The sequence below is a fragment of the Billgrantia campisalis genome, from assembly GCF_022341425.1.
GTDB lineage: Bacteria > Pseudomonadota > Gammaproteobacteria > Pseudomonadales > Halomonadaceae > Halomonas > Halomonas campisalis.
The window spans coordinates 14,792-29,004 of the sequence record NZ_JABFUC010000010.1; the positions used below are offsets into that span (position 1 = coordinate 14,792).

Below are 14,213 nucleotides of genomic sequence, written 5' to 3' on the forward strand. Positions count from 1 at the left end.
GCCCTTGTGGAAGAATGGCCCCAATGACGATTTTATAAGGTGACGTCCGTGATCGACGCTGACGGCTTTCGCCCCAATGTTGGCATCATCATCGCCAACGCTCAGGGGCAGCTGCTTTGGGCGCGTCGGGTAGGACAGAATGCGTGGCAGTTTCCCCAGGGAGGCATCAAGGCATCCGAGACACCGCAACAGGCCCTCTATCGCGAACTGGAAGAGGAAATCGGCCTGACTGCCGATGACGTCGAAGTGCTGGCTTGTACCCGAGGATGGCTGCGCTATCGCCTGCCACGACGCATGGTTCGCATCAATTCACGGCCGGTGTGCATCGGCCAGAAACAGAAGTGGTTCCTGCTACGGATTCAGTGTCAGGAAAGCCGCATCTGCATGGATGGCTCGCCCAAGCCGGAATTCGATGGCTGGCGCTGGGTGAGCTACTGGTATCCTCTGGGACAGGTGGTGCCGTTCAAGCGTGAGGTCTACCGCCGTGCCCTGAGGGAGCTGTCTCCCCGCGCTCAGCGGCTGGCCCTGGAAGGCCGCTGATCTCTCAGCCGCCCGGCCGGCGGCGCAAGCCTGGTACGATACCCCGACAGCCGCGGTGATCGTGTCACCAAGTCCTCAGCAGGCGGGAGACCACAATCATGGAACGCAAGACGCCGATGCTAGAGGTGCTGCGACGGATCATTCAGGAGGTCAACGGGGCGCGTAGCCTGGACGCCGCCCTGGCCACCATGGTGCGCCGCATCCGCAAGGCGATGCGCACCGATGTCTGTTCTTTCTATCTCTATGACGCCGAGCTCGAGGAGCTGGTGCTGATGGAGACCATCGGCCTGCATACCCAGGCGGTGGGGCGTGTGACGCTGCGCGTGGGAGAGGGCCTGGTGGGCCTGGTGGCCGAGCGCGAGGAGCCGCTCAACCTCGAGGATGCCCCCTCGCACCCGCGCTTTCGCTACTTCGAGGCCACCGGCGAGGAGCGCTACTCGAGCTTTCTCGGCGTGCCGATCATCCATCAGCGCCGCATGCTCGGGGTGCTGGTGGTCCAGCAGGGCGCCAAGCGCCGCTACGATGAGGAGGACGAGGCCTTCCTGGTCACCATGGGGGCCCAGCTGGCCGGCGTGCTGGCTCATGCGCTGGTCACCGGCAGCCTCAATCGACCCAGCCGGGAGGGCGGTCAGGCCATGTTCACCGGGGTGGCCGCCTCGCCGGGCATGGTGGTCGGCGAGGCGGTGGTGATCGCGGCGCCTGCCGATCTGGATAGCGTGCCCGACCTGATTCCCACCGACGTCGAGCACGAGATCGAACGGTTCAAGGAGGCCATCTGCCGGGTTCGCGAGGAGATCAAGGCGGCCGGCGAACGCCTGGCCAGCCGCATTTCGGCCCAGGAACTGGCGCTGTTCGAGGTCTACCAGCAGATGCTCGGCGAGGCTGCGCTCTCCCAGGAGATCAAGAAACGCATTCGTGAGGGGCAGTGGGCGCCCGGCGCCCTGGCCGACGTGGTGCGCCGCCACGTGCAGTACCTGGAGCGGGTCGACGACGACTACCTTCGCGAGCGGGCAGCGGATGTGCGCGACCTCGGCCGGCGGGTGCTGGCCCACCTTCAGGAGGAGGGGCCCAAGGCCCCGGACAGCTACCCCCGCAACAGCATCCTGGTGGGTGACGAGATCAGCGTGGCGACCCTGGGGGAAATTCCCCGCGAGCGGCTGGCCGGGCTGGTGTCGGTGCGCGGCTCCAGCACCTCCCACGTGGCGATCATCGCCCGGGCCATGGGCATCCCCACGGTGCTCGGCATGGTCGACCTGCCGCTGCCGCGTCTCTCCGGGGCGCCGGTGATCCTCGACGGCCATCGCGGCCGACTCTTCGTGCGGCCCACGGCGGAGCTGGAGAGCCACTATCGCAGCCTGATCGCCGAGGAGGAGGCGCTCACCGAACTGCTGGAACACGAGCAGGACCTGCCCAGCCAGACCCCGGATGGCCACCTCATGCCGCTGATGGTCAACACCGGCCTGGCTATCGACGCCGTGCCCTCGCTCAAGAAGCGCATCAGCGGCGTGGGTCTCTACCGCACCGAAGTGCCCTTCATGATCACCGAGCGTTTCCCCGGCGAGCAGGAGCAGACCCGGCTCTACCGCGACCAACTGGAGGGCTTCGCCCCGCTGCCGGTGGTCATGCGCACCCTGGATATCGGCGGCGACAAGGACCTGCCCTATTTCCCGATCGAGGAGGCCAACCCCTTCCTCGGCTGGCGCGGCATTCGCGTGACCCTGGATCACCCCGAGGTGCTGATGGTGCAGCTGCGCGCCATGCTGCGCGCCTCCCAGGGGCTGGACAACCTCCAGGTGCTGCTGCCCATGGTGACCAACGTCGACGAAGTCGACGACGCCCTGCGCCTGCTGGATCGCGCGGTGCGCGAGCTGGGCGAGGAGGGGGTCGAGGTCAAGCGGCCCAAGGTGGGGGTAATGCTGGAAGTGCCCGCCACCCTGTACCAGCTCGATGCTTTGGCCGAGCGTACCGACTTCTTCTCCGTCGGCAGCAACGACCTGACCCAGTACCTGCTGGCGGTGGATCGCAACAATCCGCGGGTCGCCGAACTTTACGATGCCTGCCACCCGGCCGTGCTCTCGGCCCTGTCGCGGCTCTCCGGGGATGCCCACAAGCTGGAGATGCCGCTGTCGCTGTGCGGTGAGCTGGCCGGCGACCCGGCCGGGGCCCTGCTGCTGATGGGCATGGGCTTCGATTCGCTGTCGATGAACGCCCCCAGCCTGCCGCGGGTGCGCGCGGCGATTCGTCGGGTACCGCTGGATGCGGCCCAGGCGCTGGTACAGGAGACCCTCTGCTTGAATACCCCCCGAGCGGTGCGCGACCACCTGATCAGCCGCATGACCGAGTGGCAGCTGGCCCATCTGCTGCCGCCCAGGGACTGAACGCCATGTGTCTGATCGCCTTCGACTACCGTCCCGACAGCCCCATGCCGCTGCGCCTGGTGGCCAACCGCGACGAGTTTCACCAGCGCCCCTCCGCTCCCCTGGGGGCCTGGCGGGACGCGCCGGCTATCGTCGGCGGCCGTGACCTGGAGGCCGGCGGCACCTGGCTGGCGGTGCATTGCCGCGGCCGCTTCGCCGCCGTGACCAATGTGCGCGACCCTGAGCTCAAGGTGTCGGCGACCGCCCCGAGCCGCGGGCAGCTGGTGCGTGAGGCGCTGGAGTGCACCGATCTGCCGGCCTGGCTGGAGAGCCTGGCCGGCGGCGAAGGGTGGCGCTTCGCCGGCTTCAACCTGCTGGCCGGCGACGGTCGCCGGCTGTGGCACCTGCACCGGGGGCGCGACCTGCTGCGCCTGGCGGCGGTCAGCCCCGGTGTCCACGGGCTCTCCAATGCCAGCCTGGACACCCCCTGGCCCAAGCTGATCGGCGTCCGCCAGGGGCTGCTGGAGGCGCTGCGTCGCGGGCGCTGGCCGGAGGAGGCCCTGGCGGCGCTGGGCGATACCCGGCCAGCCGATGACTTCCATCTGCCGGACACCGGGGTCGGGCTGGAACTCGAGCGGCGGCTGTCGGCGCCCTTCATCCTCGGCGAACAGTACGGCACCCGCGCCATGACCTGGCTCGAGTGGCAGGCCGACAACGCCTGTATTCGCCTCGGTGAGCGCAGTTTCGGCCCCGACGGCAGGCCGCTGGGGGAGCATGAGGAGCGGGTCGCCCTGGAGGCCGCCGCCGCGTTGCCATGACAGCCGCGGCCCGGCAACGTACACTCGGGCCATCGTCGCATTGCCACAGGGATGAGCATGCCCGCTGCACCTCGCAAGGACCGCTTCTGGTCGCGTCTTGTCTGGCCGCTGCTGTGGCCGTTTCTGCTGGCCCAGCTGCTGCTGGTGCTGCTCTGCCTGGCGGTGGGGCTGTTTCTGTGGCTGGGCACCCCCGAGCCGACCTCCTGGGCCGAGGCCGGCTGGCTGCTGCTGATGCTGCTGGTGGGGACCGCCCTCACCACCGCGGCCTTCCTGCTGCAGCTGCGCCATCGGTTGAGCGATTTCGAGGCCGGTGTCGACGACGCCCTGGGGCGCCTCGAGCGACGCCTGGACGGCCTGGCGGAGAGCCTGCCGGCGTGGCTGCCAGCGCCAGGGCCGTCGTCCCTGGAGGCCGAGCTGCCCGCCGAGCGGTTGGGCCGGCTTGACCAGGCGCTCGGCCAGCTGCAGGCCCGCTGGCGACAGGCACCGGACCTGGCGGGGCTGCTGGGGGCGGCCTCGCGACCGGCGCTGCTGCTCTTCGAACGGCGCACCGTGGCGGCCAACCTGGCCATGGAGCAGCTGCTGGGCGAAAGCGTCGAGGTGCTGCGCGGCGAGGACCCCAAGATGCGCCTGAGCGACAGCCCGAGCGCTAGCGGTGAACCGGCCATGATGCAGGTGCGCGACGCCGAAGGCCGCTTGCGCCGGCTGGCGGTGGAGCGGCTCGAGGCGCAGGGCTACGAGCTGCTGCTCTTCGACGACCCGGAGGGACGGCTGCCACAGCTCGGCGGCCTGCTGGCGGCGCGCGAGCGGGCCCGCGAGGATTCGCGGCTCAAGTCGCGCTATCTGGGGCTGCTGCAGCGCGAGCTGGCGCCGCTGTTGGCCGACCTGACCGCCGAGCTGGAGCGCGCCGCAGGGGGCGTCGAGGCCCGGCATCTCGCCGAGCTGCGCGAGCGCATGGCGGACGTGACCCTGCTGCTCAACAGCCTGGCCGGCGACCGGGACGGACTGGCGGACGCCGAAGCGCCCTCGCTACCCGACAAGGGGCCGAGCCTGCGGGTGCTGGTGGTCGACGATGGCCCCGTCAACCGCATGCTGGCCAGTCAGGTGCTGGAAGGGCAGGGCGTGGCGGTGGACAGCGTGGCCGGTGGCCAGGAGGCGCTGGAACTCCGCCGCCGCCACGCCTATGACCTGGTCTTCATGGATATCTTCATGCCCGATATTGACGGCGTGGAGACCGCCCGGCGCTGGCGGGAGGCGGAAGCCGCCGACCCCGGCAGCGGGCGCAGCGTGCTGGTGGCCCTGACCGCCAATGCCACCGAACGCGACCGCCGGCGCTTCCATGAGGCCGGCATGGACGACTACCTGGCCAAGCCGTACCGCCCCCGGGCACTGATCGACATGGTGCGCCACTGGCGACCGGATGCCTTCGAGGAAACCGCTTCGACATGACGCTTTTCATCACCCTTCTCGGTTATCTGGCGCTGGGTGCCGCCGCCGGCACCATGGCGGGCCTGTTCGGCGTGGGCGGCGGGCTGATCATCGTTCCGGCGCTGGTCTTCGCCTTCGGGCTGCAGGGCGTCGACGCCGCCATTGCCATGCACCTGGCGGTGGGCACCTCGCTTGCAACCATCCTGGTGACCGGGGCGTCCTCCGCCTGGGCCCACTACCAGCGCGGCAGCATCCAGCGCAGCTGGTTCCTGTCGCTGTTGCCGGGCCTGGTGCTGGGCGCCATCGCCGGGGTCTTCGTCGCCGGGGCCCTCTCCGGCGGACTGCTGGGCACACTGTTCGGTCTCTTCGTGATCCTGGTGGCGGCCAAGATGGCGTTGGGCCTCGGGCCCAAGCCCGGCACGGTGGCGCCGGGCCGGTTGGGCATGGGGGTGGCCGGCGGTGTGATCGGAGGAGTCTCGGCGCTGTTCGGCATCGGCGGCGGCACCCTCAGCGTGCCCTGGCTGTCACGCTGCGGGGCGAGCATGACCCAGGCGGTGGGCACCTCCGCCGCCTGCGGCCTGCCCATCGCACTGTTCGGCGCGGCGACCTTCATCGTCGTCGGTTGGGAGCATCCGCTGCTGCCGGCCTGGGCCACCGGCTTCGTCATGTGGCCCGCCTTTCTCGGCATCGTGATCGCCAGCGTCCCCTTCGCCCGGGTCGGCGCCCGCCTGGCCCATGTGCTGCCCGCCAACGTCCTGCGCCTCGCCTTCGCCGCCCTGTTGACGGCGGTGGGGCTACGCTTCTTGCTCTGAGGATGCCATGAACTACCCCGATATCGACCCGGTCGCCATCTCCCTGGGTCCCTTCCAGGTGCACTGGTACGGCCTGATGTACGTGATCGGCTTCGTCGCCGCCTGGTGGTTGGGCCGCCGGCGCGCCGCGCGCTTCGGCCTGAGCGGTGACGACGTGGGCGACCTGCTGTTCTACGCCGCCATCGGCGTGGTGGCCGGTGGCCGGCTCGGCTATGCGCTCTTCTACGGCATGGGCCAGTGGCTGGCCGACCCGCTGTGGATCCTGCGCATCTGGGACGGCGGCATGAGCTTTCACGGCGGGCTGATCGGCGTGCTGCTGGCCGCCCTCTACTTCGCCCGCAAGAAGCGTATGGCGTTCTTCACCCTCACCGACTTCATCGCCCCGCTGGTGCCGATCGGCCTGGGGGCCGGGCGCATCGGCAACTTCATCAACCGCGAACTCCCCGGGCGGGTCACCGAGCTGCCCTGGGGCATGCCGTTTCCCGGCATGGGCCCCGAGCCCCGCCACCCCACGGCGCTTTACGAGGCCTTCCTGGAGGGGTTGGTGCTGTTCGTGGTGCTGTGGTGGGTCTCGGCGAAGCCGCGGGCCCGGGGCCTGGTCTCCGGGCTCTTCCTGCTGCTCTACGGGGTCTTCCGCTTTGCGGTGGAGTTCGTGCGCCTGCCCGACGCCCATATCGGCTTCATTGCCTTCGGCTGGGTGACCATGGGCATGCTGCTGACCCTGCCGATGATCGCCTTCGGCGTGCTGCTGATCTACTGGTCGCGCAAGCAGCCCATCGACGCCAAAATCTAGCCAGCAGCAGCTTCCGGATCAACAACCCTAGCGAGATCCTGTAGAATCTACCGCCCATTTCCCAGCCGCTGGAAACGCCGTGACCGACCAGACGCTTCCTCCCCTGGAGCAGCCCTACCTCGAACTGATGCGCCAGGTGCTCGACCATGGCGTGGAGCGCGACGACCGCACCGGGGTGGGCACCCGCTCGCTCTTCGGCCATCAGATGCGCTTCGATCTGGGCCGCGGCTTTCCGCTGCTGACCACCAAGAAGCTGCACACCCGTTCGATCATCCACGAGCTGCTGTGGTTTTTGCGTGGCGATACCAATATCGCCTACCTCAAGGAAAACGGTGTGCGCATCTGGGACGAGTGGGCCGACGACAACGGCGACCTGGGCCCGGTCTACGGCTATCAGTGGCGCAGCTGGCCCGACCCCCGCGGCGGCCGCGTCGACCAGATCGCCAGGCTGCTCGAGCAGATCCGCGACAATCCCCGGTCGCGCCGGCTGATCGTCTCCGCCTGGAACCCGGCGCTGGTGGACGAGATGGCCCTGCCGCCGTGCCACTGCCTGTTCCAGTTCTACGTGGCCGAGGGCAGGCTCTCCTGCCAGCTCTACCAGCGCAGTGCCGATATCTTCCTGGGGGTGCCCTTCAATATCGCCAGCTATGCGCTGCTGACCCAGATGATCGCCCGGGTCTCGGGGCTTGCGCCCGGCGACTTCGTGCATACCCTGGGCGATGCGCACCTCTACCTGAACCATCTGGAACAGGCCGAGGAGCAGCTCTCGCGCACGCCGCGTGAGGCGCCGCGGCTGGTGCTCGATCCCGAGGTGCGCGACCTCTTCGCGTTTCGCTTCGAGCATATCGTCATCGAGGGTTACGACCCCCACCCCCATATCAAGGCCGAGGTGGCGGTATGAACGAGATTGATGGCATGAACGACGAGACCCTGGTCCCCATCGCCATGATCGCCGCCCTGTCGCGCAATCGGGTGATCGGCGTGGACAACCAACTGCCCTGGTATCTGCCGGAAGACCTCAAGTTCTTCAAGCGCATGACCCAGGCCAAGCCGCTGGTGATGGGTCGCAAGACCTTCGCGTCCATCGGCCGGCCCTTGCCCGGGCGACTCAATATCGTGGTCACCCGCGACCCCGACTTTCACCACGACGGGGTGCGGGTCTGCCACGACCTGGCCGCCGCCCTGGCCCTGGCCGACCAGCAGGCCACCATAGATGCCGCGGAGGAGATCATGGTGATGGGGGGCGGGGAGATCTACGCCCAGGCGCTGCCCTACGCCAGCCGCCTCTACCTCACCGAGGTCGATATCGAGGTACAAGGCGACGCTCGCTTTCCCGCGCTGGACGACGCCGAATGGGAAGAGGTCCAGCGCGTGCCGGGCAGCCCCGCTGAAGGTCAGCCCGCCTATGATTTCGTGGAGTATCGTCGCCGCGACGGCTAATCGGTCACCGGTTGGCGAAGGGGGACGGGCTATCGCAGTTGCGCTAAGCGAGGGGCGCTGGGGGGCAAGCCGAAGAGGAGGTCCTACGCCATGGGTGAGGAGCATCGCTCCGAACGGGCTGGCCATGGATGGCCAGCACCGGTCCTGCAAGCGGAGCAGGATGCGAGAGCGCTGCAGGGCGTCGGTAGCGTACAGGGAGGTATTCACAGCGCCTCCGGAAGGCCGGCCCCGCGCGTAGGCTTGCCGACAGATCAGCCCCGAGTGATGGAAGCTCTCTGCAATGGTTCTGTTGCGCGGGGGGGTGAGATTTGTCAGCGCCGGGCTTCTGGGACAGACTGCTCCCATAGACGCCACGTCGGATGACGAATAAGCAAGAGAGCCTGCCTGGAGGGTTCCGGTTTGATCGAAGAACGTTCACACCGCCTGCTGGATGCGCTGGAGGCGCGCGCCGACGCCACCCTGAGTGAGCTGCTGGCCTGCCGCGAGCGTCTCGACGCGCTTCACGCCCGTCTCGCCGAGCTGGAGGAGGAGCGCCTGGAGCTCAAGGAGGAGAACCGCGAGCTCGACGAGCAGAATCGCGAGCTCGATGAGCACAACGCCCGGCTGCGCGAACGGCTCAAGAGCGGCGAGCCAGTCCCTGAGGTACCGGCCCATGCGCGGCGCGCCCAGGGGCTCTCCGCGCTGATCGGTCATCGCCCCCGCGAGACGCCGCCGCCGGCCGCCGCCGAACCCGGCCACGCAGCGTCTTCCTCCGAGATGGCTGTTACCGAGATGGCTGCTACCGAGGCGGCCTCTGCCGCAGCGCCCCCCGCCGCCGAGCCGACCGTTACACCAGCGGTGGAGCCCGGCGACGGTGCAGTGCCGGCCGGGCCGCCCGACCAGCAGGGTAGCCTGCCCATCGAGCCGGCGCCCTCCGCCGAGGCGCTGCTCGCCCAGTGGTACCAGCGCTATCCCCAGGCCTTCTTCAAGGGACACACGCGACCGTTGAAGGTGGGCATTCACCTCGACCTTGCCGCCGACGAGCCCTGGCCGGAGAAGCTGGTGCGCCGCGCCCTGGCCGGCTATGTCAACCTGCCACGCTACCTCAAGGCGGTGCGCGAGGGGGCCGAGCGAATCGACCTGGCCGGCCGTCCCCAGGGGCGAGTCGACGCCCAGGCCGCCGAACACGCCCAGCGCAAGCTCGAGCGCCTGCAGGCCGTGCGCCGGCGGAACTCGCCGGCTGGCGGTCGAAAACGGCGCGGCGCCAAAAATGCCAAGCCAGGCGGCGAGGCCGTCAGCGCTGTTCAACCCGAGACGCAGCAAGGAGTGCGGCAACCTGAGGGGCGCAAGGCGGCCCCCGTGAAACGCTCGACGCCACCCGCTACGCCGGCCCGGCCCGACGCCGAAAGTGTCCCGGCTTCGCCTCCCGCCGACAGCGCCAACCCCGAGGCGCGCCTGGAGGCCAAGCTCTCGGCGCTGCTGGCCAAGCACGGCGGCGACAAGCAGCAGCGCTGAGTCGCCGCCCTTGCCCTGCATCAAACGTTGAAGCGCCCTGCACTTGCCTCCGGCTGTATCAGCGGGGCATCATGTGCGGGCTCATCGCTGCCAGGTCGCTGTTTTGACAGCCCGGTGGCTCCGGTCCGGAGGCGGGATGCGCGCCGACCGTTCGAGCAGGAGAAAGTTCCGTGGAGCAAGTGGGCCTGGAAGGAAAACAGTGTTTTTTCTTGTTGCGTTCCCGAAAATCCCGGTATAGAGTTCTACCTGCGAGCATTGGACTATAACAAGGCTTCGCTGAGGACATGTCCGACCTGGCGACCCTCCTGGGAAGGAGCCGCGCCAATTACGGCGAGACGCATGCCCGGCAAGCTACCTGCACAGAGCATTCCGTTCGTGCAGTACGATCGAAACAGTAAGCTAGTAAAGGAACTATCGCGATGAAAAAGACACTGTTAGCGACTGCCGTTGCCGGCGCCATGGCCTTCACCGGCACCGCCGTGCAAGCCGCCACCGTTTATGACCAGGACGGCACCCAGCTGAACATCGGCGGCCGCGTCGCCCTGGGCGTATCCAACAACGTTGATACCCTGGCCAATACCGATACCGGCTCCCAGTTCCGTAACGTTTATTCGCGCCTGAACATCAACGGCTCCAGCCAGATCGATCCGGACCTGCGCGGCTTCTTCGAAGTCGAGTGGCGCTTCAACGGTGCCGTCCGCGACACCTCTTCCGGCTTCCAGGAAGTGCGCACCAGCCTGATGGGCGTCGAGAGCCAGACTTTCGGTACCCTGATGGCGGGTAACTTCGGCGGTCTCTACAACAGCCAGGTGCTGATCCCGTTCGATGTCTACCTGGATCGCGGCTACGAGATGACCGGTCACCCGTTCAACTCCCGCGGTAACTCCGTGGCCTATCTGACGCCGAACCTGGAGGGCTTCCAGGCCTTCATCCAGGGCAAGCACTTCAGCTCCAACGACAACATCGGTCTGGACAGCAGCAAGGTTCGCTCCCAGGGCGGCGTGACCTATGACGTGGCTGGCCTGCGTCTGGCCGCTGGCTGGGCCGAGCCGGAGCCGCTGGAAGTGACTGGCAACCTGAGCAACAAGACTCGCTACGGCGCCACCGCTCGTTACGCTTTCAACGACATGTTCAGCGGTCGCCTGGGTATCGACGCTCAGCGTGACGTGTTCGACGGCGACGGCCAGGACGTCTACGGTCTGGGCGGCACTGTCAGCCTGGGTCAGCTGGCCTTCAATGCCGACTACTACTATGTGGACACCCCGGACGGCGTCTCTAGCCGCAACGCCTTCGCCGCCGGTGCCTACTATCGCCTGAACCAGAACGTCAACGTCTTCACCGAGTTCAACGAAGGCGACGACGATCGCAGCACCTACGTGCTGGCCGGCGCCCGCTACATGTTCTAATGAACATCTAGCCTGACGCTAGACAGACCGGCCCCTTGGGGCCGGTTTTTTGGTTTTGGGGGACCGGTTGCTGACTGGCCATTTTGGATCCTCGACTGCCCTCTGGCTGCGACCTTGGGGGAAGGCGGTGGCGTTTTGCTTGATTCATGTCAAAAAATCGCTACCTTGTAGGAGCGCCCAGAATGTGCCGCACCGTCGCCCCTGCTCTCCAGCAGGCTGGCGGCTGTTTTGACTGCGTTTGTGCTTGTTCATTAGGCAACACGAGGCAAGGAGAGTCCATGAAGCCTGAGTTCAGTCGGCGCCAGCCGGTCAACGAGACCCGCTGTGAGCGCTGTAGTCTGCATGCGCGCTGTCTGCCCCTGGGGCTTGACCTGAAGGCACTGGAGTCCTTCGATGCGATCATCGAGCGGCCACGACCGCTCAAGCGCGGCGAGGCCCTGGTGCGCCAGGGCGACCATTTCGAGAGCCTCTATGTGGTGCGTTCGGGCAGCCTGAAGCAGTCGGTGGCCCAGGAAGGCCAGCGCGACCAGGTGACCCACTTCTATCTTCCCGGTGAGCTGGTGGGGCTCGACGGCATCGGCGATACCGCCTGCTACGGTAGCGTGGTGGCGCTGGAGTCCGCCTTCGTCTGCGAGCTGCCTTTCAGCCGCCTGGAGGACCTCGCCGAGCGGCTGCCGGAACTGCGCGGTCAGCTCTACCGCTGCATGAGCCGTGAGCTGCGCAACGACCAGCGCATGATGTGCCTGCTTTCGGGGCGAACCGCCGATCAGCGCCTGGCCAGCTTCGTGCTGGGGCTCTCCGAGCGCTTCCGCGCCCGGGGCTGCTCGCCCTACTGTTACCACCTCTCCATGTCTCGCTCCGATATCGGCAGCTACCTCGGCCTGGCGCTGGAGACCGTCAGCCGGGTGCTGGGCCGCTTTCAGGATCAGAAGCTGGTCTCGGTGGAGGGGCGTGAGCTGACGATCCACGAGCACGCGGCGCTTGTTGCCCTGGCCGAGGAGGGAGTCGGGCGCCACTCTGGCATCTGAGCTTGAAGCGTTGTCCATGGCCGAGACTATCGCTCCGATAGTTGATGGCGGCCCTTTTGCTACTGGGCAGGCGGTGACATGATATGGCTTCAACTCACTGATAACGGTGCTGGACCTTGCCGGACTGGTTACTCCCCACCCTGCGTTCCCGCCTGCTGTTTGGCGTTAGCCTCGGCTGGCTGGCGCTGGTGGTGGCGCTGCTGGGATACAGCCATATCACCGGGGGCGCACTGGCCAAGCGCGAAAACCTCACCCACCTGGCCTACGAGGCCGAGCTGATCGCCGATCAGCTGCAGCGTTCGGTCGAGGATCGCCAGCGGGCGCTGGCCCGCCTGCGGCCGAACCTCTCTGCCGATGATCCGGAACTGCTGGACAAGCTGCGCTCCCAGGAAGGGCTCTTGGCGCTGTTCGACCGGCTGATGGTGTTCGACGCCGAGGGCGAGCCGGTGGCGGCCTGGCCGCCCTTCGAGCACGGCGGGCCCAACGTCGCCGAGCGCGACTACTTCCGCGATGTCCGCGGCTTTCGACGCCCCCTGGTCAGCGAGCCCTACCGCGGCGGCGAGACCGGCATCGATCAGGTGATGGTGATCGAGCCGCTGCTCGACGGGCAGGGCAACTTTCAGGGGATCCTCGGCGGCAATACCAGCCTGCGCAACGGCGACGCCTTTCTCAACCTGCAGTCGCGGCGCATCGGCGACCAGGGCCATGTGCTGCTGGCCACTGCCTCGGGACAGATCATCAGCCACCCCAACGCGAAATGGCTCATGCAGCCGGTGCCGGACGCCGAGCAGTTGCTGGAGCTGGCACGCTACGGCTGGGAGGGCACAGGCGTGGGCCATCAGCTGGACGGCGAGCCGGCGCTGATGGCCTTTCGCCAGGTCTGGCCGGCCGACTGGGTGGTGGGGGTCTTCCTGCCCCTAAGCCAGGTGCAGGCGCCCATTCAGCATTACGCCACCCAGCTGCGCAGGGTGGGCCTGGCCACGGTGGCGCTGATGCTGCCGCTGCTCTGGTGGCTGCTGGGGCTGGGGTTGGCGCCGCTGCACCGCCTGGAGCAGCAGATCATCCGGGTCGGCCGCGGCCACGCCGAGCGGCTGACGCTGCATACTTCGATGAGCGAGCTGCGCCAAGTGGCTGACGCCTTCAATCGCCTGGAGGCCGGCCGCCGCGAGGCGCTGGCCTCGCGGGAGTCACGGGAGGCCTTCCTGCGTGCGGTGCTGGCCTCCTCGCCTGTGGGCATGTTCCTGGTCGACATGAAAGGCCGGGTCAACTACGTCAATCCCGAGCTGGAGGCCATCGCCGGCTATGATGTCGGCACTCGGCCCGACAGCGAGTGGCTGCGGCACGTGCACCGCGAGGATCGCCGCATCTTCATCGAACGCTGGCGGGCCATGCTGAGTCGCGGAGAAGAGCGGCCATTCCAGTATCGCTTCCTGCGTGACGACGGTGAGCAGCTGTGGCTGGAGGTACAGGTCAGTCAGGTGACCCTGGGCGAGACGCCGCTGGGCTTCGTCGGCATGGTACAGGACATCACCGAGCGCCAGGCGCGGGAAACCAAGCAGCGCTGGGAGGCCGACCACGACCCCCTGACCGGCTGCCTCAATCGCCGCGGCTTCGAGAATCGCCTGGAGGAGGCCTGCTCGATGCATCGCCGGGACAGCGACAAGGTGCTGTCGCTGATCATGATGGATCTGGACCACTTCAAGCCGGTTAACGACACCGCCGGCCACGCCGCCGGCGATGAGCTGCTGCGGCGCATCGGGCACCTGCTGCAGGAGGCGGTGCGCGAGCAGGATGCCGTGGCCCGGCTCGGGGGCGATGAGTTCGCGCTGCTGCTGCCGGGTTGCCCGCTGGAGCAGGCCCAGGAGATCGCCGAGCGGGTGCGCGAGCGCATCGCGGCCATCGAGTTCCTGGCCGAGGGGCACAGCTTTCGTGTCACCGCCAGTATCGGCGTATCGCGGCTGGGCCCGGACGACCGCGACGGCGGGCCGCTGGTCAAACGCGCCGACCGTGCCAGCTACCACGCCAAGCGTCAGGGGCGTAATCGTGTGGTGGTGCAGGATACCCTGGCCGAGACGGTACAGTCCTGACGGTTGGCCAGAG

The 14,213-nt window shown here is 67.8% G+C and carries 12 protein-coding genes; all 12 read left to right on the forward strand.

Going from position 1 to position 14,213, the window contains the following annotated elements:
* Positions 1-48 precede the first annotated feature (48 nt).
* Positions 49-540 carry an RNA pyrophosphohydrolase gene (locus tag HOP52_RS12815; RefSeq protein ID WP_238977789.1) on the forward strand — a complete coding sequence of 164 codons (492 nt, stop codon included), beginning with the start codon at positions 49-51 and terminating at the stop codon, positions 538-540.
* Positions 541-656: 116 nt separating this feature from the next.
* Positions 657-2,918, forward strand: coding sequence for a phosphoenolpyruvate--protein phosphotransferase (gene ptsP, locus HOP52_RS12820; RefSeq protein WP_238977920.1), 2,262 nt, complete (start codon positions 657-659; stop codon positions 2,916-2,918).
* Between the two features lie 5 nt (positions 2,919-2,923).
* Positions 2,924-3,715 carry an NRDE family protein gene (locus HOP52_RS12825; RefSeq protein ID WP_238977790.1) on the forward strand — a complete coding sequence of 264 codons (792 nt, stop codon included), beginning with the start codon at positions 2,924-2,926 and terminating at the stop codon, positions 3,713-3,715.
* A gap of 57 nt (positions 3,716-3,772) precedes the next feature.
* On the forward strand, positions 3,773-5,161 hold the full coding sequence (locus HOP52_RS12830) for a response regulator (RefSeq protein ID WP_238977791.1): 1,389 nt from the start codon (positions 3,773-3,775) through the stop codon (positions 5,159-5,161).
* Positions 5,158-5,952 (forward strand): sulfite exporter TauE/SafE family protein, encoded by a 795-nt coding sequence (locus HOP52_RS12835; protein WP_238977792.1) that lies wholly within the window; start codon positions 5,158-5,160, stop codon positions 5,950-5,952. Before HOP52_RS12830 ends, HOP52_RS12835 begins: the two co-directional genes overlap by 4 nt.
* A gap of 7 nt (positions 5,953-5,959) precedes the next feature.
* A complete protein-coding gene (gene lgt, locus HOP52_RS12840; RefSeq protein ID WP_238977793.1) occupies positions 5,960-6,745 on the forward strand; it encodes a prolipoprotein diacylglyceryl transferase in 786 nt (261 codons plus the stop codon).
* 127 nt (positions 6,746-6,872) lie between these two features.
* The gene (locus tag HOP52_RS12845) at positions 6,873-7,646 is read left to right on the forward strand and encodes a thymidylate synthase (RefSeq protein WP_238977921.1); all 774 of its coding nucleotides are present in this window, start codon (positions 6,873-6,875) and stop codon (positions 7,644-7,646) included.
* 14 nt (positions 7,647-7,660) lie between these two features.
* Positions 7,661-8,185, forward strand: coding sequence for a dihydrofolate reductase (locus HOP52_RS12850; protein ID WP_422677715.1), 525 nt, complete (start codon positions 7,661-7,663; stop codon positions 8,183-8,185).
* 399 nt (positions 8,186-8,584) lie between these two features.
* The gene (locus HOP52_RS12855; protein ID WP_238977795.1) at positions 8,585-9,679 is read left to right on the forward strand and encodes a ProQ/FINO family protein; all 1,095 of its coding nucleotides are present in this window, start codon (positions 8,585-8,587) and stop codon (positions 9,677-9,679) included.
* A 419-nt stretch (positions 9,680-10,098) separates the two neighbouring features.
* The gene (locus HOP52_RS12860; protein WP_238977796.1) at positions 10,099-11,085 is read left to right on the forward strand and encodes a porin; all 987 of its coding nucleotides are present in this window, start codon (positions 10,099-10,101) and stop codon (positions 11,083-11,085) included.
* A gap of 278 nt (positions 11,086-11,363) precedes the next feature.
* Positions 11,364-12,113: a fumarate/nitrate reduction transcriptional regulator Fnr gene (fnr, locus tag HOP52_RS12865; RefSeq protein ID WP_238977797.1), complete on the forward strand. Its 750-nt coding sequence runs from the start codon at positions 11,364-11,366 to the stop codon at positions 12,111-12,113.
* 116 nt (positions 12,114-12,229) lie between these two features.
* Positions 12,230-14,200 (forward strand): sensor domain-containing diguanylate cyclase, encoded by a 1,971-nt coding sequence (locus HOP52_RS12870; protein WP_238977798.1) that lies wholly within the window; start codon positions 12,230-12,232, stop codon positions 14,198-14,200.
* Positions 14,201-14,213 lie beyond the last annotated feature (13 nt).

Bases quoted from the DNA above. Each gene is read 5' to 3' on its own strand.
- ptsP (WP_238977920.1), top strand. From the start codon at position 657: ATGCTAGAGGTGCTGCGACGGATCATTCAGGAGGTCAACGGGGCGCGT.
- HOP52_RS12825 (WP_238977790.1), top strand. From the start codon at position 2,924: ATGTGTCTGATCGCCTTCGACTACCGTCCCGACAGCCCCATGCCGCTG.
- HOP52_RS12830 (WP_238977791.1), top strand. From the start codon at position 3,773: ATGCCCGCTGCACCTCGCAAGGACCGCTTCTGGTCGCGTCTTGTCTGG.
- HOP52_RS12835 (WP_238977792.1), top strand. From the start codon at position 5,158: ATGACGCTTTTCATCACCCTTCTCGGTTATCTGGCGCTGGGTGCCGCC.
- lgt (WP_238977793.1), top strand. From the start codon at position 5,960: ATGAACTACCCCGATATCGACCCGGTCGCCATCTCCCTGGGTCCCTTC.
- HOP52_RS12845 (WP_238977921.1), top strand. From the start codon at position 6,873: ATGCGCCAGGTGCTCGACCATGGCGTGGAGCGCGACGACCGCACCGGG.
- HOP52_RS12850 (WP_422677715.1), top strand. From the start codon at position 7,661: ATGAACGACGAGACCCTGGTCCCCATCGCCATGATCGCCGCCCTGTCG.
- HOP52_RS12860 (WP_238977796.1), top strand. From the start codon at position 10,099: ATGAAAAAGACACTGTTAGCGACTGCCGTTGCCGGCGCCATGGCCTTC.
- fnr (WP_238977797.1), top strand. From the start codon at position 11,364: ATGAAGCCTGAGTTCAGTCGGCGCCAGCCGGTCAACGAGACCCGCTGT.